Annotated in this window: 15 protein-coding genes; 11 read left to right on the top strand and 4 right to left on the bottom strand. The window is 54.3% G+C overall.

The annotated features are described in order from the left end of the window. The first annotated feature begins 35 nt into the window (after nucleotides 1-35). From rpoN to yrbL, 6 genes are all read left to right on the top strand, one after another. Nucleotides 36-1,469, top strand: a complete 1,434-nt coding sequence (gene rpoN / locus HU143_RS02580; RefSeq protein WP_000809020.1) for an RNA polymerase factor sigma-54 — start codon at nucleotides 36-38, stop codon at nucleotides 1,467-1,469. Between the two features lie 22 nt (nucleotides 1,470-1,491). Then, a complete protein-coding gene (hpf, locus tag HU143_RS02575; protein WP_001176589.1) occupies nucleotides 1,492-1,779 on the top strand; it encodes a ribosome hibernation promoting factor in 288 nt (95 codons plus the stop codon). A 117-nt stretch (nucleotides 1,780-1,896) separates the two neighbouring features. Then, entirely contained in the window at nucleotides 1,897-2,388 is a 492-nt protein-coding gene (ptsN, locus tag HU143_RS02570) for a PTS IIA-like nitrogen regulatory protein PtsN (protein WP_000609332.1), read from the top strand. A gap of 45 nt (nucleotides 2,389-2,433) precedes the next feature. Further along, entirely contained in the window at nucleotides 2,434-3,288 is an 855-nt protein-coding gene (gene rapZ / locus HU143_RS02565; RefSeq protein WP_000243749.1) for an RNase adapter RapZ, read from the top strand. Further along, nucleotides 3,285-3,557 carry a PTS phosphocarrier protein NPr gene (gene npr / locus HU143_RS02560; protein ID WP_000216797.1) on the top strand — a complete coding sequence of 91 codons (273 nt, stop codon included), beginning with the start codon at nucleotides 3,285-3,287 and terminating at the stop codon, nucleotides 3,555-3,557. Before rapZ ends, npr begins: the two co-directional genes overlap by 4 nt. A gap of 249 nt (nucleotides 3,558-3,806) precedes the next feature. Continuing rightward, nucleotides 3,807-4,439, top strand: coding sequence for a PhoP regulatory network protein YrbL (gene yrbL, locus HU143_RS02555; protein WP_000602192.1), 633 nt, complete (start codon nucleotides 3,807-3,809; stop codon nucleotides 4,437-4,439). Between the two features lie 74 nt (nucleotides 4,440-4,513). Here yrbL and mtgA read toward each other — a convergent pair whose 3' ends face one another. From mtgA to HU143_RS02535, 4 genes are all read right to left on the bottom strand, one after another. Beyond that, nucleotides 4,514-5,242 carry a monofunctional biosynthetic peptidoglycan transglycosylase gene (gene mtgA, locus HU143_RS02550; RefSeq protein WP_023226591.1) on the bottom strand — a complete coding sequence of 243 codons (729 nt, stop codon included), beginning with the start codon at nucleotides 5,240-5,242 and terminating at the stop codon, nucleotides 4,514-4,516. Continuing rightward, nucleotides 5,239-5,892 carry an isoprenoid biosynthesis glyoxalase ElbB gene (gene elbB / locus HU143_RS02545; RefSeq protein ID WP_000719822.1) on the bottom strand — a complete coding sequence of 218 codons (654 nt, stop codon included), beginning with the start codon at nucleotides 5,890-5,892 and terminating at the stop codon, nucleotides 5,239-5,241. The genes mtgA and elbB overlap by 4 nt, the downstream gene beginning before the upstream one ends. A gap of 226 nt (nucleotides 5,893-6,118) precedes the next feature. After that, complete coding sequence (gene arcB, locus HU143_RS02540) at nucleotides 6,119-8,455, bottom strand: aerobic respiration two-component sensor histidine kinase ArcB (protein ID WP_000809819.1); 2,337 nt, start codon at nucleotides 8,453-8,455, stop codon at nucleotides 6,119-6,121. A gap of 93 nt (nucleotides 8,456-8,548) precedes the next feature. Next, complete coding sequence (locus HU143_RS02535) at nucleotides 8,549-9,478, bottom strand: TIGR01212 family radical SAM protein (RefSeq protein WP_001176887.1); 930 nt, start codon at nucleotides 9,476-9,478, stop codon at nucleotides 8,549-8,551. A 671-nt stretch (nucleotides 9,479-10,149) separates the two neighbouring features. Here HU143_RS02535 and gltB point away from each other — a divergent pair. From gltB to HU143_RS02510, 5 genes are all read left to right on the top strand, one after another. Then, entirely contained in the window at nucleotides 10,150-14,610 is a 4,461-nt protein-coding gene (gltB, locus tag HU143_RS02530) for a glutamate synthase large subunit (RefSeq protein WP_023226592.1), read from the top strand. A gap of 9 nt (nucleotides 14,611-14,619) precedes the next feature. Then, nucleotides 14,620-16,038: a glutamate synthase subunit GltD gene (gene gltD / locus HU143_RS02525; RefSeq protein WP_000081638.1), complete on the top strand. Its 1,419-nt coding sequence runs from the start codon at nucleotides 14,620-14,622 to the stop codon at nucleotides 16,036-16,038. A 207-nt stretch (nucleotides 16,039-16,245) separates the two neighbouring features. Continuing rightward, the gene (locus tag HU143_RS02520) at nucleotides 16,246-17,349 is read left to right on the top strand and encodes a PDDEXK nuclease domain-containing protein (RefSeq protein ID WP_023226593.1); all 1,104 of its coding nucleotides are present in this window, start codon (nucleotides 16,246-16,248) and stop codon (nucleotides 17,347-17,349) included. Between the two features lie 116 nt (nucleotides 17,350-17,465). Then, on the top strand, nucleotides 17,466-18,719 hold the full coding sequence (gene codB, locus HU143_RS02515) for a cytosine permease (RefSeq protein ID WP_001542969.1): 1,254 nt from the start codon (nucleotides 17,466-17,468) through the stop codon (nucleotides 18,717-18,719). Further along, nucleotides 18,706-19,986, top strand: coding sequence for a cytosine deaminase (locus tag HU143_RS02510; protein WP_001180685.1), 1,281 nt, complete (start codon nucleotides 18,706-18,708; stop codon nucleotides 19,984-19,986). The genes codB and HU143_RS02510 overlap by 14 nt, the downstream gene beginning before the upstream one ends. The last annotated feature ends 61 nt before the right edge of the window (nucleotides 19,987-20,047 follow it).

Raw genomic sequence — 20,047 nt, 5'->3', positions numbered from 1 at the left:
CTATGCTGCTCTAGCGGGAGAAAACGACTCTGAATATGAAGCAAGGTTTGCAACTCAGGCTTAGCCAACAACTGGCGATGACGCCTCAGCTACAACAGGCCATCCGTCTGTTGCAGTTGTCTACGCTGGAACTTCAGCAGGAACTCCAGCAAGCGCTGGAAAATAACCCGCTGCTTGAGCAAACCGATCTTCATGACGAAATCGACACTCAGCAACCTCAGGATAACGATCCTCTCGATACCGCCGACGCGCTCGAACAAAAAGAGATGCCGGAAGAGCTGCCGCTTGACGCCAGTTGGGATGAAATTTACACCGCCGGGACGCCGTCCGGCCCCAGCGGCGATTATATCGATGATGAGCTGCCCGTCTATCAGGGCGAAACGACGCAGTCGTTGCAGGATTATCTGATGTGGCAGGTTGAGCTAACGCCCTTCTCGGATACCGATCGCGCTATTGCGACATCCATTGTCGATGCGGTAGATGATACCGGTTATCTCACCGTATCCCTGGACGAAATTCGCGAAAGCATGGGCGATGTAGAGGTGGATCTCGATGAGGTTGAAGCCGTTCTGAAGCGCATTCAGCGTTTTGATCCGGTAGGCGTCGCGGCAAAAGATCTTCGCGACTGTCTGCTGATCCAGCTTTCACAATTCGACAAATCCACGCCGTGGCTGGAAGAGGCGCGGCTTATTATCTGCGATCACCTTGATCTGCTGGCCAACCACGATTTCCGCACGTTGATGCGCGTTACCCGACTGAAAGAAGAGGTGCTGAAAGAGGCGGTAAACCTGATTCAGTCGCTCGATCCCAGACCCGGTCAATCGATCCAGACCGGCGAGCCGGAGTACGTTATCCCGGATGTGCTGGTACGCAAGCATAACGGTCGCTGGACGGTGGAGCTTAATAGCGACAGTATTCCCCGTTTACAGATTAACCAGCACTATGCCGCCATGTGTAACAGCGCGCGCAACGATGCCGACAGCCAGTTCATCCGCAGTAATTTACAGGATGCGAAGTGGCTGATAAAAAGCCTTGAAAGCCGCAACGACACGCTGCTGCGCGTCAGTCGCTGCATCGTCGAGCAACAGCAAGCCTTTTTTGAACAGGGCGAAGAATATATGAAACCGATGGTACTGGCGGATATCGCCCAGGCCGTCGAGATGCACGAATCCACTATATCCCGCGTGACCACGCAGAAGTATTTGCACAGCCCGCGCGGTATTTTTGAACTCAAATATTTCTTTTCCAGCCACGTCAATACCGAAGGCGGAGGCGAAGCCTCTTCCACCGCGATTCGCGCGCTGGTGAAGAAGTTAATTGCGGCGGAAAACCCCGCGAAACCGCTGAGCGACAGCAAGTTAACCTCTCTGCTGTCAGAACAGGGTATCATGGTGGCGCGCCGCACTGTTGCGAAGTACCGAGAGTCTTTATCCATTCCGCCGTCAAACCAACGCAAACAGCTGGTTTGACCCAACCGATAAGGAAGACACTATGCAGCTCAATATCACCGGACATAACGTCGAAATTACTGAAGCCCTGCGTGAATTTGTGACGACGAAATTCGCCAAACTTGAACAGTATTTTGAGCGGATTAATCAGGTATACGTGGTGTTGAAAGTGGAGAAGGTCACGCACATCTCGGATGCGACGCTACACGTTAACGGCGGCGAAATTCACGCCAGCGCGGAAGGCCAGGATATGTATGCCGCCATTGACGGCTTGATTGATAAACTGGCAAGGCAGTTAACCAGGCATAAAGATAAACTGAAACAACACTAATTGTCCGGGCAGTTAGCCAGTGCAGGACGGCCTGTTGTGTGACACAACGGGCCATTTGTACAGTTAGCGCTCCGAACCTGGCCATCAACCTGACAGGACAGGTTCTTAGGTGAAATTATGATAAATAACGATACGACTCTACAACTGAGCAGTGTACTTAACCAGGAGTGTACGCGTAGCGGCGTTCATTGTCAGAGTAAGAAACGCGCGCTGGAAATCATCAGCGAACTGGCGGCAAAACAGCTCAGTTTACCTCCTCAGGTCGTGTTTGAAGCCATTCTGACACGCGAAAAAATGGGCAGTACCGGTATTGGTAATGGTATCGCCATCCCGCACGGGAAACTGGAAGAAGATACCTTACGCGCCGTCGGCGTGTTCGTTCAGCTCGAAACGCCAATCGCGTTCGACGCCATCGATAACCAGCCGGTCGATCTCCTCTTCGCCCTGCTGGTGCCCGCCGATCAAACTAAAACGCATCTGCACACGCTGTCGCTGGTGGCGAAACGTCTGGCGGATAAAACGATCTGCCGCCGCCTGCGCGCGGCGCTGAATGATGAAGAGCTGTATCAAATCATTACTGACACCGAAGGTGAGCAGAATGAGGCATAACAACTCAATGGCATTTATTTCTGTCGTTGTGAGGAGAAACGGTACATGGTACTGATGATCGTCAGCGGGCGTTCCGGATCAGGTAAATCTGTCGCTCTGCGCGCGCTGGAAGATATGGGATTTTACTGCGTGGATAACCTCCCCGTCGTGCTGTTGCCCGATCTGGCGCGAACGCTGGCCGATCGCCAGATTTCCGCCGCCGTCAGCATTGATGTGCGCAATATGCCTGAATCACCTGAGATTTTTGAACAGGCGATGAATAATCTGCCTGGCGCTTTCTCGCCGCAATTGCTGTTTCTTGATGCCGACCGCAATACCTTGATTCGCCGCTACAGCGACACGCGCCGTTTGCATCCGCTTTCCAGCAAAAATCTTTCTTTAGAGAGTGCGATCGATAAAGAGAGTGACTTGCTGGAGCCGTTACGCTCACGTGCGGATCTGATCGTCGACACTTCAGAAATGTCCGTCCATGAGCTGGCGGAGATGCTGCGTACCCGGCTGTTGGGCAAACGCGAGCGCGAACTGACGATGGTATTTGAGTCCTTCGGCTTTAAACATGGCATCCCGATTGATGCGGACTATGTGTTTGATGTCCGCTTTCTGCCCAACCCGCACTGGGACCCAAAACTTCGCCCCATGACCGGGCTTGATAAGCCGGTAGCCGCGTTTCTTGACCGACACACAGAAGTTCACAATTTTATCTATCAGACTCGCAGCTATCTTGAGCTATGGTTACCGATGCTGGAGACCAACAACCGCAGCTACCTTACCGTCGCTATCGGTTGTACCGGCGGGAAACACCGTTCGGTGTATATTGCAGAACAGCTGGCAGACTACTTCCGCTCGCGCGGTAAAAATGTCCAGTCTCGCCATCGCACGCTGGAAAAACGCAAAACATGACCGTAAAGCAAACTGTTGAAGTCACCAATAAGCTGGGCATGCATGCCCGGCCTGCCATGAAGCTTTTCGAACTGATGCAGGGTTTTGACGCCGAGGTACTATTACGCAATGACGAAGGCACCGAAGCGGAAGCAAATAGCGTCATCGCTCTGTTAATGCTCGACTCCGCCAAAGGGCGTCAGATCGAAATTGAAGCCACCGGCCCGCAAGAAGTTGAAGCGCTGGCGGCGGTTATCGCGCTGTTCAATTCCGGCTTTGACGAAGACTAAACCTCCCCCTCTATACCCTATTTTCCCCCAACGCCGTCCCGGTATTTGATGACAGTCACCCCAAAACCGGGCGTGTTACGCCTGCCTGCCACTTGTCCCGCAGCCCCACCCTTTCGTAAGATTTGTACATTTCGTGCGCTTTACCTATGCATAAAAACATTAAGAAAACCTTAAAAAATTTCGTTTAGGTTTTGTTTAAGTTCTTTGTCCATACTAAATTTATGTGAATAAATTTTTCCAGGACTTGCCATGATCCTTTTATCCGAACAGACTCCGCTGGGCGCTGGTCGACATCGTAAATGCTATACGCATCCGGATAATGCCCGGCGTTGCATAAAAGTTATTTACAACCGTGACCACGGCGGTGATAAAGAGATTCGGCGTGAACTGAGCTACTATGCGCATCTGTCCCGCTACCTGACGGACTGGAGCGCTATCCCCCGTTATTACGGCACGGTAGAAACCGATTGCGGCACCGGCTATGTCTACGACATGATTACCGATTTCAACGGCGCGCCCTCTATTACCCTGACCGAGTTCGCCGCGCAATGTCGTTATGAAGAGGATGTCGCTGTCCTGCGGCGGCTACTGAAAAAACTGAAACGTTACCTGCTGGATAACCATATTGTGACGATGTCGCTGAAGCCGCAAAATATCCTGTGCCAGCGTATCAGCGAGTCAGAAGTGGTTCCGGTGGTTTGCGACAATCTGGGGGAAAGTACCTTTATCCCGCTGGCGACCTGGTCAACATGGTGCTGTGAACGCAAACTGGAGAGAGTGTGGCAGCGGTTTATCGCCCAGCCTGCGCTGGCCGTTGCCCTGGAGAGGGACGCGCAGCCAAAAGACAAGAAACGGCTGGCGCTTACTTCTCACGAAGCTTAATGGCCTGTGCTTATCAGGCCTGGACGACACAGATCGCAGGCCAGATAAGGCGTTCGCGCCGCCATTCGACAAAATTAATTAAGCTGGTTGCGCGTCATAAAAGATTCCCCGCCCAGTTGGCGCATCTGGCGCATAATCCACGCCTGCCGGCTACGCACATAGCCGGAAGGCGCATTCGCCTTATAGCGTAACGGATTTGGCAATACCGCCGCCAGCAACGCGGCTTCAGACATACTCAAGCGACTGGCAGGTTTATGAAAATACCGTTGCGCCGCAGCCTCCACGCCGAAAATACCATCGCCAAACTCCGCGATATTCAGATAAACCGTGAGAATGCGCTTTTTGCTCCAGACAGTTTCAATACCCAGCGTTAGCCCGGCCTCCAGACCTTTGCGCAGCCAACTGCGTCCATCCCATAAAAAGAGATTTTTCGCCGTTTGCTGCGAAAGCGTAGAGGCGCCGCGAATACGGCTCTCATTCCGCTCATTATGCGCCAGCGCTTTTTCAATCGCCGGAACATCAAAGCCCCAGTGCTCAGGGAACTTCTGGTCTTCCGCCGCAATTACCGCCACCCCCATCCACGGCGAGATATCCGCCATACTGACCCAGTCAGAATGCGCCACATAACCGAACTCTCCGCCGAGCCAGGCGCTAATCTGCCGTTCCGCCATCACCGCCGAAAAAGGCACCGGAACCACGCTAAACAGCGCAATGCCGCCGCCCCAAAAGACGGCGAGCGCAGCAAGGATACGTAAAAGTAGACGGCGCAAAAACGTTAACGGCGCGATGCGTCGTTTGCTCATTCCGCCAGAACCAGCACGCGCGACACTAATTTATCAATGCCGCTTGCCGCCTGAGCGATATCCTGCGCCAGCATATAGGCAGGGGTGGTCACGACCTTGTTATCCTCGTCCACAACGATATCATCAACCGGGCAAGGTACGTGTTCGGCGCCCATCTCTTCAAGTACTTCAGCGGTATCAATATCCGTCCCTATTGTCAGACGTAGCGGGAAGTCAAAGATTTTCGGCAACATTGCGGGCGCGATACAGATGAATCCCAGCGGCTTGCCGGACTGGTGCATGGCCTTCGCCAGCGCGACGACATCGCTATCCACCCGGCATTCGCTCCCCTGGCTGGCGAAATTACTCAGGTTCTTCGCCGCGCCGAAACCACCGGGCACAATGAGCGCATCCAGTTCCTCTGGCTGCGCCTGGGACAGGGGACGAATATCGCCCCGCGTAATACGCGCCGCCTCAATCAGGACGTTACGCGTTTCCGCCATCGCTTCGCCGGTCAGGTGATTAATAACATCCGCTTGTGGTTTATCCGGCGCGAAGCAGACAGCCTGCGCGCCGCTGCGGGCAATGGCCAACAGCGTCAGAACGGCCTCATGAATTTCGGTGCCGTCATAGACGCCGCATCCGCTGAGCACTACGCCAATTTTTTTCATGGTGAACATCCTCCTGCAACCGACTCAAGCCCATTAATAATTTTGATTAAAATGCTACGCTTCACACATTTAAATGATTCATGTAACAAATCATTTAGGATTTGCTATCTTAACTGCGTGCGGCCTGAAAACAGGACTGCGCCTTTGACATCATCATAATAAGCACGGCGCAGCCACGATTTCCCTGGTGTTGGCGCAGTATTCGCGCACCCCGGTCAAACCGGGGTCATTTTTTTTCCGCGTTTGCCACCCAGGCTTTCAGCACCGCGACATCGTGCTGCCACTCCTGTTTCATCTCTTCAATCCATTCCGCGACATTATCTTCCCAGGCGGGAAGATCCGGCGACTGGATTTGCTGGCCAAGCTGTTGCAGATGACGCAGCCCTACCGAACCGGCGGCGCCTTTAATCTTATGCCCTTCCTCAACAACGCCTTTTTTGTCACGCGCCGTCAGATTGGACTCCAGCACGCTTAAATAGCCAGGCATCATTTTTTCAAACACCGCGAGACCGTCGGTGATCAATTTAGGCCCAACCAACTCGATGTATTGTTCCAGCATCGGGATATCCAGCAGCGCTTGCGCTTTATCGCTCTCTTCAGGCGTCACGGTACTCTCCTCTTTATCGGTGGCATCCCAGAATTTTTTAATCATCGCGGTTAAGGCCGGCACCGACAGCGGCTTACTCAGCACATCGTCCATACCAGCGTCCAGATACTCTTTTTTATCTTTCAGAACGTTAGCCGTAAGCGCTACCAGCGGCGGTAAATCTTCCCGCGTGTGGCGACGGGTCAGTTCTCTGGCAATATCCAGACCCGTCATATCCGGTAGCTGAATATCCAGTAAGACCAGGTCATATTCGCCTGGCGCGAACATCTCCAGCGCCGCCTTGCCGGTCATCGCGACATCCACGCTGTTACCCAGTTTTTCCAGTACCGAACGCGCTACGATCACGTTCAGTTCAATATCTTCGACCAGCAGAACATGCAGCGCCGGCAGCGGCATGTCGTCTTCATCAAAGGCGTCCTCCACCTCTTCCGCCACCGCTGGCGCATGAACCGTTAGCGTAAAGGTCGATCCTTTGCCCGGCAGACTGGAAACGGTAATATCGCCGCCCATATTTTTCGCCAGCCGACGGGAGACCGCCAGCCCGATACCGGTACCCGTCGCCGGTTTACCGCCATGACTGTCTTTCACCTGATAATACATGGCGAAAATTTTATCCTGCTCATCCTGCGGAATGCCGATCCCGGAATCTTCCACTTCAAAGTGCAGCATGTCGCCTTCATCATAGCGCGCCCGCACCGTCACCTGGCCCTGCTGAGTAAATTTCACCGCATTGCTGATCAAATTCCATAAAATCTGGCGCAGACGCGTTCCGTCGGTAATGACTTTGTGCGGCAGCGGCAGCGTCGGCTCAAGCACAAAACGTAGCCCTTTTTGCTGCGCCTGCAAACCAGAAAGGTTTTCCAGATCGGCCATAAAGCTGGTGAAATCAACCGGTTGGTTATCAAGCTGAACCTTACGCCGCTCCATCTTATCCATATCAATGATATCATTGAAAATATTGCCTAACGTCACGGCGGAGACATGGATTGTCTTAAGGTATTTTTCCTGTTCGGCGGTAAGATCGGTATCCAGCAGGATGCGGCTTAAACCGACGATGCCGTTAAGCGGGGTGCGCAGCTCATGACTGATGGTAGAGATAAACGTGGTCTTGTCGCGGCTGGCGCGTTCCAGCGCGTCCTGATAACGCTTACGTTCGGTAATATCACGACCAAATCCCATCAGGCCATGACGTTTACCGACACGGTCGTAATAAGGCACTTTACGAATTTCAAAGCAGGCCTTTCGTCCGTCCGGATAATCCAGCCACTGTTCGTAGGTCAGGGAGACGTTATGGCGGAATACTTTTTCATCGGTTTCAATGACTTTCTCCGCCGCTTCGGGAGAGTACACATCTTCCGGCTTCAAATGCACCAGCTGTTTTTCACTCTTGCCGGTTAGCAATTCCATTGCGCGGTTACAGCCGGAAAATTCTTTATCCTCATTACGATAAAAAACCAAATCCGGCGAGGCGTCCAGAAAGGAGCGCAGAAAAGAGGATTGCTGTTCTAGCTGGATTTGCGCCTCTTCACGCTCTTTAATTTCTACTTTTAGCTGTTCAAATGTCTCTTGCAGCTCCGCTTCCGCTTTTTCGCGATCGGCAATTTCCTGATTAAGTTGGGCAATATTGTCCTTCAACTGTACGTTAAGCTTGAGATCGCGCTCGCGCATCTCCTCCAGCTTTTGCACCAGACGCGACAGTCGCTGCCTTGACTCTTCCAGTTGTTCAACAACAACGGATAAGAAATAGACCGCCCAGGGCGTAATTAACAGGCCAAAAAAGATGGAACGAATAACGTCGATACTTTCAACCTGACCATGCAGCACCATGGTCACCGCCATCTGCACGACAATCGCCAGCACCACCAATGCCAACGCCAGGAGCATGGAAAAGCGCACCAGACCCAATTTCATCATCAGGTCGACATAGTATTGCGCCAGCATACGAATTTGCTTCATAGAGGATTCCTTCACCACAACTTCGCACATAATACCCAATTATGGGAACCGCGTTGAATATTGTGCGAAATATGCGTAGCGCCCCTCATCACGCTACGCTACAGGTGGTATCCAGGGACGGGCCAGCGCAGAGCCCTGCACGCCATGCTCATTCAGGTATTTGTCCAGCTCAACCATCCCCGTCCAGCGATTCTCGCACCACAGCGGGGCAAGCAGCGTCGGACGGCGAGCGCTGGCTGAAATTCGGTGATAAATTACCTCCGGCGGCGTATGACGAATCATCTCACCTGCCGTTAGCGTGTAGTCGTCCAGTTCGATGCCGTTCAGCCGCCCCGCTTCCCAGGCTTTGGCCATCGTACTGCCTTTCACAATATGCAGCGGATGCAGTTTAATACCGTCAACGCCCGTCTCCACCACACGCTCCATGGTTTGCAGGCATTCTGCCTGCCCTTCGCCCGGCAGCCCCACAATCAGATGCGCGCACACTTTCAGCCCGCGCTCCCGGGCAATCCGGGTGGTACGCTGATAGCAGGCGAAGTCATGCCCGCGGTTAATTCGGCGCAGGGTTTTATCGTGCGCGGTTTGCAATCCCAGTTCCAGCCACACCTCGTAGCCTTGATCTTTATATTCACACAGTAAATCTACTACTGCCTGCGGGACACAATCCGGACGCGTACCGACGCATAACCCGACGATACTGGCCTGGCTGACCGCCTGTTGATACATGGAACGCAGCACCTGCACTTCTGCAAAGGTGCTGGTGTAGGCCTGGAAATAGGCCAGATAGCGTTTAGCGCGGTTCACCAGATGCGCCTGATGCGCAAGCTGCTCGGCAATCGAATGATGCTGCTGCGCCTCATCGGCAAAAGAGGCGACATTACAGAAGGTGCAACCGCCACGCCCGATGGTGCCGTCGCGGTTAGGGCAGCTAAAACCGCCATGAAGCGTCAGCTTATGAACCTTTTGCCCATACCGACGTAAAAGATCCCCACCAAACATATTGACTAATTTCTGTAACTGCATAATCTGATAGACCGCCTCTTAAAAAGAGGCCAAAGCCTGCCATTTTTAGTCTCCTTTGGCGATGACCTGGATCAATCGTCCCGGAAGGCTTTTATCCATTGCATAATAAAGCAAAATAAACGACATTTCATTCATAATCCCGCTGATGATTTTTCCTGATATTCCCCTCTTTTTTCAGCGTTTGCTGGGTCATCGATAAAAACAGTAGCATTCAATACTGCTCACGCTTAAAACAGCATAAAATGCCAAGATTTTTGAAAAAGCAAGGTCAGATAACGTCTGGCGAGCGGCTCTTATAGTGAGACAGATCACAGGCTTTCTGCCGCTCCGTATTAGCAGCCCCTCTATAAAAAACCTTTTAATTTCAATAGATTCAAAAAGTTATCTGTGCTACAGCACACTTTTGCATAAATCAGTTTGCCATTTGACCTGGGTGTGGATTCCCGATAAGTTGGGGATCCGCTGGAAGCTTTCTGGATGAGCCGTCTGCTCATCATATTTATGCAGTAATTGAGATTCCCTCTTAACCGTATTTACCAATGCGCAAAGGACACAAAGAGGGCGAATGCGAGGTAAGCGTATGATGCGCCAGCCCCGTCGCCATGCTCTTGCTGTGCCCGCGCGCCGTCGGTTGGGAGAGCGTCCCGTAGAGCCTGGGGAGGTTCACTGATATGTTGTACGATAAATCCCTTGAGAAGGATAACTGTGGTTTCGGCCTGATCGCCCACATAGAAGGCGAACCTAGCCACAAGGTAGTGCGTACTGCCATACACGCGCTGGCCCGGATGCAGCACCGTGGCGCGATCCTTGCCGACGGTAAAACCGGCGACGGTTGCGGCTTGCTGTTACAAAAACCTGACCGTTTCTTTCGCATCGTGGCCGAAGAGCGCGGCTGGCGCTTAGCCAAAAACTACGCCGTCGGGATGATCTTTTTGAATAAAGATCCTGAACTGGCCGCCGCGTCACGCCATATTATCGAAGAAGAATTACAACAGGAAACCCTGTCGATTGTCGGCTGGCGCGATGTGCCAACCAATGAAGGCGTGCTCGGTGAAATCGCCCTCTCCTCCCTGCCGCGTATTGAGCAGATTTTTGTCAACGCTCCGGCGGGCTGGCGTCCGCGCGATATGGAGCGCCGTCTGTTTATCGCCCGCCGACGCATTGAAAAACGCCTGCAGAACGACAAAGATTTCTACGTATGCAGCCTGTCGAACCTGGTCAACATTTATAAAGGTCTGTGTATGCCGGCGGATCTGCCGCGCTTCTACCTGGATCTTGCGGATCTGCGTCTGGAATCGGCCATCTGTCTGTTCCACCAGCGCTTTTCCACTAACACCGTGCCGCGTTGGCCGCTGGCGCAGCCGTTCCGCTACCTGGCGCATAACGGCGAGATTAACACCATCACCGGCAACCGCCAGTGGGCGCGCGCCCGTACCTATAAATTCCAGACGCCGCTGATCCCGGATTTACAGTCCGCTGCGCCGTTTGTTAACGAAACCGGTTCGGATTCCAGCTCGCTGGACAACATGCTGGAACTGCTGCTGGCAGGCGGGATGGACATTATCCGCGCCATGCGCCTGTTGGTGCCGCCCGCCTGGCAGAACAACCCCGATATGGACCAGGATCTGCGCGCCTTCTTTGACTTTAACTCCATGCATATGGAGCCGTGGGACGGTCCGGCAGGCATCGTGATGTCCGACGGGCGCTTCGCCGCCTGTAACCTTGACCGTAACGGCCTGCGCCCGGCACGCTATGTCATTACCAAAGATAAGCTGATCACCTGCGCCTCCGAAGTCGGTATCTGGGACTATCAGCCGGATGAAGTGGTCGAGAAAGGCCGCGTCGGCCCAGGCGAGCTGATGGTGATCGACACCCGCGGCGGACGTATTCTGCATTCCGCGGAAACCGATGACGATCTGAAAAGCCGCCATCCGTATAAAGCGTGGATGGAAAAGAATGTCCGCCGTCTGGTGCCGTTTGAAGAGCTGCCTGATGAAGAAGTCGGTAGCCGCGAACTGGACGATGACCTGCTCGCCAGCTATCAAAAACAGTTTAACTACAGCGCCGAAGAGCTGGACTCGGTTATCCGCGTGTTGGGCGAAAACGGCCAGGAAGCCGTCGGTTCAATGGGCGACGATACCCCCTTTGCCGTGCTCTCCAGCCAGCCGCGTATTATTTACGACTACTTCCGCCAGCAGTTCGCGCAGGTCACTAACCCGCCTATCGACCCGCTACGTGAAGCGCACGTCATGTCGCTCGCCACCAGCATCGGTCGCGAAATGAACGTCTTCTGCGAAGCGGAAGGTCAGGCCCATCGCCTGAGTTTTAAATCGCCAATTCTGCTGTACTCCGATTTCAAACAGCTCACCACCATGAGCGAGCATCACTACCGCGCCGACTGGCTTGATATTACCTTTGATGTCACCGAAACCACACTGGACGCGACGGTTAAGGCGCTGTGCGATAAAGCGGAACAGATGGTGCGTAACGGCACCGTGCTGCTGGTCCTCTCGGATCGCAATATCGGTAAGAATCGCTTGCCGGTCCCCGCGCCGATGGCGGTGGGCGCGGTGCAAACGCGTCTGGTAGAACAAAGCCTGCGCTGCGACGCCAACATCATCGTAGAAACCGGAAGCGCCCGCGATCCGCATCACTTTGCGGTACTGCTCGGCTTTGGCGCAACGGCCATCTATCCGTACCTGGCCTACGAAACGCTGGGGCGCCTGATTGATACCCAGGCCATCGCTAAAAACTACCGTACCGTGATGCAGAACTACCGTAACGGCATCAACAAGGGGCTGTACAAGATTATGTCCAAAATGGGCATTTCGACCATTGCCTCTTACCGCTGCTCCAAACTGTTTGAAGCGGTCGGACTGCACGATGATGTGGTAAACCTGTGCTTCCAGGGCGTGGTCAGCCGTATCGGCGGCGCGAGCTTTGATGACTTCCAGCAGGATCTGCTGAATCTCTCCAAACGCGCCTGGCTGGCGCGCAAACCCATTAGCCCTGGCGGCCTGCTGAAGTACGTCCACGGCGGCGAATATCACGCCTATAACCCGGATGTCGTGCGTACCCTGCAACAGGCGGTACAGAGCGGCGAGTACAGCGATTATCAGGAATACGCCAAACTGGTCAATGAGCGTCCGGCGGCAACGCTGCGCGATCTGCTGGCGATACATCCAGACGGCGAGGCGGTGACTATCGACGAGGTTGAGCCCGCCAGTGAGCTGTTTAAACGCTTTGATACCGCAGCCATGTCTATCGGCGCATTAAGTCCGGAAGCGCACGAAGCGCTGGCGGAAGCGATGAACAGCCTCGGCGGCAACTCCAACTCCGGCGAAGGCGGCGAAGACCCGGCGCGCTACGGCACCAATAAAGTGTCGCGTATCAAACAGGTGGCCTCCGGTCGCTTTGGCGTGACGCCGGCCTACCTGGTCAATGCCGATGTGATTCAGATTAAAGTCGCGCAGGGCGCGAAACCGGGCGAAGGCGGTCAGTTGCCGGGGGATAAAGTCACTCCGTACATCGCCAAACTGCGCTATTCAGTGCCGGGCGTGACGCTGATCTCCCCGCCGCCGCACCACGATATCTACTCTATCGAGGACTTAGCGCAGCTCATTTTCGATCTCAAGCAGGTCAACCCGAAGGCGATGATCTCCGTGAAGCTGGTGTCCGAACCGGGCGTCGGCACCATCGCGACCGGCGTGGCGAAAGCCTATGCGGATCTGATCACCATCGCTGGCTACGACGGCGGTACCGGCGCCAGCCCGCTCTCTTCGGTGAAATATGCGGGCTGTCCGTGGGAACTCGGACTTGTTGAAACCCAGCAGGCGCTGGTCGCCAACGGTCTGCGTCACAAGATTCGTCTGCAGGTGGACGGCGGTCTGAAAACCGGCGTCGATATCATTAAAGCGGCAATTCTCGGTGCGGAAAGTTTCGGCTTCGGCACCGGCCCGATGGTGGCGCTGGGCTGTAAATACCTGCGCATTTGCCATCTGAACAACTGCGCAACCGGCGTGGCGACGCAGGATGAAAAACTGCGTAAGAACCACTATCACGGCCTGCCGTTCAAAGTAACCAACTACTTTGAATTTATCGCCCGCGAAGTGCGCGAGCTGATGGCTTCGCTTGGCGTGACCCGCCTGGTGGATTTGATTGGCCGCACCGACCTGCTGAAAGAGCTGGATGGCTTTACGGCGAAACAGCAGAAGCTGGCGCTGTCTCGTCTACTGGAAACCGCTGAACCTCATCCGGGTAAAGCGCTGTACTGCACCGAGAATAACCCGCCGTTTGATAACGGCGTGCTGAATGCGCAACTGTTGCAGCAGGCGAAACCGTTTGTCGATGCGCGCCAGAGCAAAACCTTCTGGTTCGACATCCGCAACACCGATCGTTCCGTCGGCGCGTCGCTTTCCGGCTACATCGCACAGACCCACGGCGATCAGGGGCTGGCTTCCGATCCGATTAAAGCACACTTCAGCGGTACCGCAGGCCAGAGCTTTGGCGTGTGGAACGCGGGCGGCGTAGAGTTATATCTGACTGGCGATGCCAACGACTATGTCGGTAAAGGTATGGCAGGCGGTTTGATCGCCATCAGACCACCGGTAGGTTCCGCCTTCCTCAGCCATAAAGCCAGCATCATCGGCAACACCTGCCTGTATGGAGCGACCGGTGGCCGTCTGTACGCGGCGGGCCGCGCGGGCGAACGTTTCGGCGTGCGTAACTCCGGGGCGATTACCGTAGTAGAGGGCATCGGCGACAACGGCTGTGAATACATGACCGGCGGCATCGTCTGCGTGCTGGGTAAAACCGGCGTTAACTTCGGCGCGGGGATGACCGGCGGCTTCGCCTATGTGCTGGACGAAGATGGCGAATTCCGTAAACGCGTGAACCCGGAACTGGTAGAAGTACTGGACGTTGATTCGCTGGCTATCCACGAAGAGCATCTGCGCGGCCTGATCACCGAACATGTGCAACATACTGGTTCGCAACGCGGCGAAGAGATCCTGTCCAGGTGGTCAGGCTTCTCAACCCAATTCGCGTTAGTTAAGCCCAAGTCCAGCGATGTCAAAGCCCTGTTGGGCCACCGTAGTCGTAGTGCGGCAGAATTGCGCGTGCAGGCGCAGTAAGGAATTGAAATGAGCCAGAATGTTTATCAATTTATCGACCTGCAGCGCGTTGATCCGCCGAAGAAACCGCTGAAGATCCGTAAGATCGAGTTTGTTGAAATCTACGAACCGTTTTCTGAAGGTCAGGCGAAAGCCCAGGCGGATCGCTGTTTGTCCTGCGGTAACCCCTACTGCGAGTGGAAATGTCCGGTACATAACTACATCCCGAACTGGCTGAAACTGGCTAACGAAGGGCGTATTTTTGAGGCGGCTGAGCTATCGCACCAGACCAACACCCTGCCGGAAGTGTGTGGCCGCGTCTGCCCGCAGGACCGCCTGTGCGAAGGCTCCTGTACGCTGCACGATGAGTTCGGCGCAGTGACCATCGGTAACATTGAGCGCTATATCAACGATAAAGCGTTTGAGATGGGCTGGCGCCCGGATATGACTGGCGTACGCCAGACGGACAAACGGGTAGCGATAATCGGCGCAGGTCCGGCAGGGCTGGCGTGCGCCGACGTGCTGACCCGCAACGGCGTGAAGGCGGTGGTCTTTGATCGCCATCCGGAAATCGGCGGCCTGCTGACCTTCGGTATTCCAGCTTTCAAACTGGAAAAAGAGGTGATGACCCGTCGTCGCGAGATCTTCACTGGTATGGGTATTGAGTTCAAACTTAATACCGAAGTGGGTCGTGATGTACAGCTTGAAGATCTGCTGAAAGATTACGATGCGGTATTCCTTGGCGTCGGCACCTATCAGTCGATGCGCGGCGGGCTGGAAAATGAAAATGCGGACGGTGTATTCGACGCTCTACCGTTCCTTATCGCCAATACGAAGCAGATCATGGGGTTTGGCGAAACCAGCGACGAACCATATGTCAGCATGGAAGGCAAACGCGTGGTGGTGCTGGGCGGCGGCGATACCGCAATGGACTGCGTACGCACTTCCATACGCCAGGGCGCAACGCACGTAACCTGTGCTTATCGTCGTGATGAAGAGAACATGCCGGGCTCCAGACGTGAAGTGAAAAACGCGCGCGAGGAAGGTGTTGAATTTCAGTTTAACGTCCAACCGCTGGGCATTGAAGTCAATGCCAACGGCAAAGTGAGCGGCGTAAAAATGGTGCGCACTGAAATGGGCGAACCGGATGCCAAAGGCCGTCGGCGGGCGGAGATCGTCGCCGGTTCCGAGCATGTGGTTCCGGCTGATGCGGTGGTGATGGCGTTTGGTTTTCGTCCACACAGCATGGAATGGCTGGCGAAACACAGCGTGGAACTGGACTCGCAGGGACGAATTATCGCGCCGGAACGCAGCGATAATGCTTTCCAGACCAGCAACCCGAAAATCTTCGCCGGTGGCGACATCGTGCGCGGTTCCGATCTGGTGGTGACGGCGATTGCCGAAGGCCGTAAGGCGGCTGACGGGATTATGAACTACCTCGAAGTATAACCCTTCCGGCTCCCCGGTTGATGCCTTGTGCTGATGGCTGGGGAGCCGATATTCCTCTCCTCAATATCTCTCCTGCCGATTCTGGAAACCCGCTCGTAAATCGAGATGTAATGCCATGTAAAATCCGTTCATGGATTGATTCGTTTACGCCTGAAGCGTATTGATAGCGTTCTAATTTCACAATGAAACTATCACGTAAGGGATGACATGACGAATCCAACTTTAGCGCCACAGTCTGATGAATATCAGCAAATTCATGACGGTATTATTCGTCTGGTCGATACGGCACGTACCGAGACCGTGCGCAGCATCAATGCCATTATGACTGCCACCTACTGGGAAATTGGCCGACGCATTGTCGAATTTGAACAGGGAGGAGAAGCGCGAGCGGCCTATGGCACCCAGCTTATCGAACGATTATCGGTAGATTTAAGTCAGCGCTATAAGCGCGGTTTTTCCACCAGAAACCTATGGCAAATTCGTACATTTTATCTTTGTTTTCAACATATTGAAATTCCGCAGACACTGTCTGCGGAATCTTCAAATCTCATACCGCTCGCCAAAACATTCCCACTCCCCTGGTCGGCGTATGTCCGCCTCTTGTCGGTAAAAAATCCCGATGCCCGCACTTTTTACGAGAAAGAGACGCTACGTAACGACTGGTCCGTACGGCAACTCGATCGGCAAATCGCCACTCAATTTTACGAACGAACGCTACTGTCCCACGACAAATCCGCCATGTTGCAGCAGCCTGCACCCGCCGAGCCAAACGTTTTGCCGGAGCAAGCCATACGCGACCCGTTCATTCTGGAATTTCTTAACCTGAAGGACGAGTATTCCGAATCAGATCTCGAAGACGCGCTGCTCAGCCACCTGATGGACTTTATGCTGGAGCTTGGTGACGATTTTGCTTTTGTTGGCCGCCAACGCCGACTACGCATAGACGATAGCTGGTTCCGCGTCGATCTGCTGTTCTTCCATCGTCGCTTGCGCTGCCTGTTGCTCGTTGACCTGAAGGTAGGCAAATTCGGTTATGCGGATGCCGGGCAGATGAATATGTACCTGAACTATGCCAAAGAGCACTGGACAATGCCCGGAGAAAACCCGCCAGTCGGCCTGGTTTTGTGCGCAGGGAAAGGCGCGGGGGAAGCGCATTACGCGCTGACTGGCCTGCCAAACACCATCATGGCGAGCGAGTACAAAGTGCAGTTGCCCGACGAAAAATTACTCACAGACGAACTTATTCGTTCGCAAACCATGCTGGAAACTCAACTCACACGCGGTGGTTCACTGACAACGGAGAAAAACTAACGAACCATTAATGCCATGAATGATTATCAAAAAAAATATCACACGAAAACGTTTGCTTTATTCTGAGAACTGTATATTATGCGGCGGATTTTTTGGGCAAAATTCATGGAGGCGTTGTGTCGCAGGACAACAATTATAGCCAGGGCCCCGTCCCTCTGGCGGCGCGGAAGGGCGTGATTCCACTGACGTTTGTCATGTTGGGTTTAACGTTTTTTTCCGCCAGTATGTGGACCGGAGGGACACTCGGCACCGGTCTTACCTATCACGATTTCTTCCTCGCAGTTCTCTTCGGTAATCTCCTCCTCGGTATCTACACTGCATTTCTTGGTTACATCGGCGCAAAAACCGGACTCTCCACCCACCTCCTTGCACGTTACTCCTTTGGCGTTAAAGGCTCATGGCTTCCCTCCTTGCTGTTAGGCGGTACTCAAGTGGGCTGGTTTGGCGTTGGCGTAGCGATGTTCGCTATTCCGGTCAGTAAAGCGACGGGCATTGATGCCAATATTCTGATTGCCGTTTCGGGTCTACTGATGACCCTGACCATTTTTTTCGGCATCTCGGCGTTGACCATTTTGTCTATCATTGCCGTACCCGCGATCGTGATTCTGGGCAGCTACTCCGTCTGGCTGGCGGTCAGCGGCGTGGGTGGGCTGGAGCATTTAAAAACGATAGTGCCGCAGACGCCGCTGGATTTTTCCAGCGCGCTGGCGCTGGTGGTGGGCTCGTTTGTCAGCGCCGGTACATTGACCGCCGACTTCGTCCGCTTCGGACGTCATGCCAAAAGCGCCGTACTGATTGCGATGGTCGCTTTTTTCCTCGGCAACTCGCTGATGTTTATCTTTGGCGCGGCAGGCGCTGCCGCCGTCGGTCAGGCGGATATCTCTGACGTGATGATAGCGCAGGGGCTGCTGCTGCCCGCGATTGTGGTGCTTGGCCTGAATATCTGGACCACCAACGATAACGCGCTGTACGCATCGGGTCTGGGCTTCGCCAATATTACCGGTCTTTCCAGCCGCACGCTGTCGGTGGTGAACGGGATTATCGGTACCGTGTGCGCGCTGTGGCTTTACAATAATTTTGTCGGCTGGCTGACGTTCCTGTCATCGGCCATCCCACCGATTGGCGGAGTGATTATTGCCGACTATCTGTTGAACCGCCGCCGCTATGCCGACTTCAACACCGTGCGCTTTATTCCCGTTAACTGGATTGCTATTCTTTCCGTCGCGCTGGGCATCGCCGCCGGACATTATGTTCCTGGTATTGTGCCCGTCAACGCCGTACTCGGCGGCGTCTTCAGCTATATCCTGCTGAATCCACTTTTCAACCGCAGCCTTGCTAAATCACCAGAGGTCAGCCATGCAGAACAATAACATCACTATTCGTCAGACGCGTCTGCAGGGACACGAAGGATTATGGCAGATTACGATTGAAAACGGGCGCTTTAGCCGGATTGAGCCTCAGGAAGCCGCATCGTTACCGCAGGGCGAAGTGCTTGATGCCGAAGGCGGTCTGGCTATTCCACCGTTTGTTGAGCCACATATCCACCTGGATACCACGCAAACGGCGGGTGAACCGAGCTGGAACCAGTCCGGCACACTGTTTGAAGGGATTGAGCGCTGGGCAGAACGTAAAGCAATGCTCACGCATGAAGATGTGAAAGCGCGCGCGATGCAGACCCTGAAATGGCAGATGGCTAACGGCATCCAGTACGTTCGTACTCACGTTGACGTTTCAGATCCTACGCTCACCGCGCTGAAAGCCATGCTGGAAGTGAAGCAAGAGGTTGCGCCGTGGGTAGACCTACAAATCGTCGCCTTTCCGCAAGAAGGTATTCTGTCTTATCCTAACGGTGAAGCGCTGTTAGAGGAAGCCGTGCGTTTGGGCGCTGACGTTATTGGCGCCATTCCGCACTTTGAGTTCACGCGGGAATATGGCGTTGAATCGCTGCACAAAACCTTCGCCCTGGCGCAGAAATACGATCGCTTGATCGATGTGCACTGCGACGAAATTGATGACGAGCAGTCTCGCTTTGTCGAAACGGTCGCGGCGCTGGCGCATCGTGATGGCATGGGGGCGCGCGTGACCGCCAGCCATACCACGGCTATGCACTCGTACAACGGCGCGTATGCGTCACGCTTGTTCCGCCTGTTGAAAATGTCGGGGATTAACTTCGTCGCCAACCCGCTGGTGAATATTCATCTGCAAGGACGGTTTGACACTTACCCGAAACGTCGTGGCGTCACGCGGGTGAAAGAGATGCTGGAAGCGGGGATCAACGTCTGCTTTGGCCATGATGACGTCTTCGACCCGTGGTATCCATTAGGCACCGCCAATATGCTGCAGGTGCTGCATATGGGGTTACACGTTTGCCAGTTGATGGGGTATGGGCAAATCAACGACGGGTTAAATCTGATCACTATCCACAGCGCAAAAACTTTGCACCTGCAGGACTACGGTCTGAGCGTCGGCAATGCCGCGAATCTGGTTATCTTACCCGCTGAGAATGGATTCGATGCGGTACGTCGCCAGACGCCTGCGCGTTACTCGATTCGCCACGGGCGAGTGATTGCCGAGACGGTGCCGAGCCAGACGACGCTGCACCTGACCCAGCCGGAAGCCGTGACGTTTAAGCGTTAACCCGTCATACCCGCGCTCTCCGGCACATTCACCACGCAGCCCGTAAGGGGCTGCGTTCGGA

The organism is Salmonella sp. SJTUF14076 (genome assembly GCF_015534835.1).
Lineage (GTDB): Bacteria > Pseudomonadota > Gammaproteobacteria > Enterobacterales > Enterobacteriaceae > Salmonella > Salmonella enterica.
The sequence above is the reverse complement of the archived record's forward strand: the minus strand, read 5'-3'. Positions and strand labels throughout refer to the sequence as shown.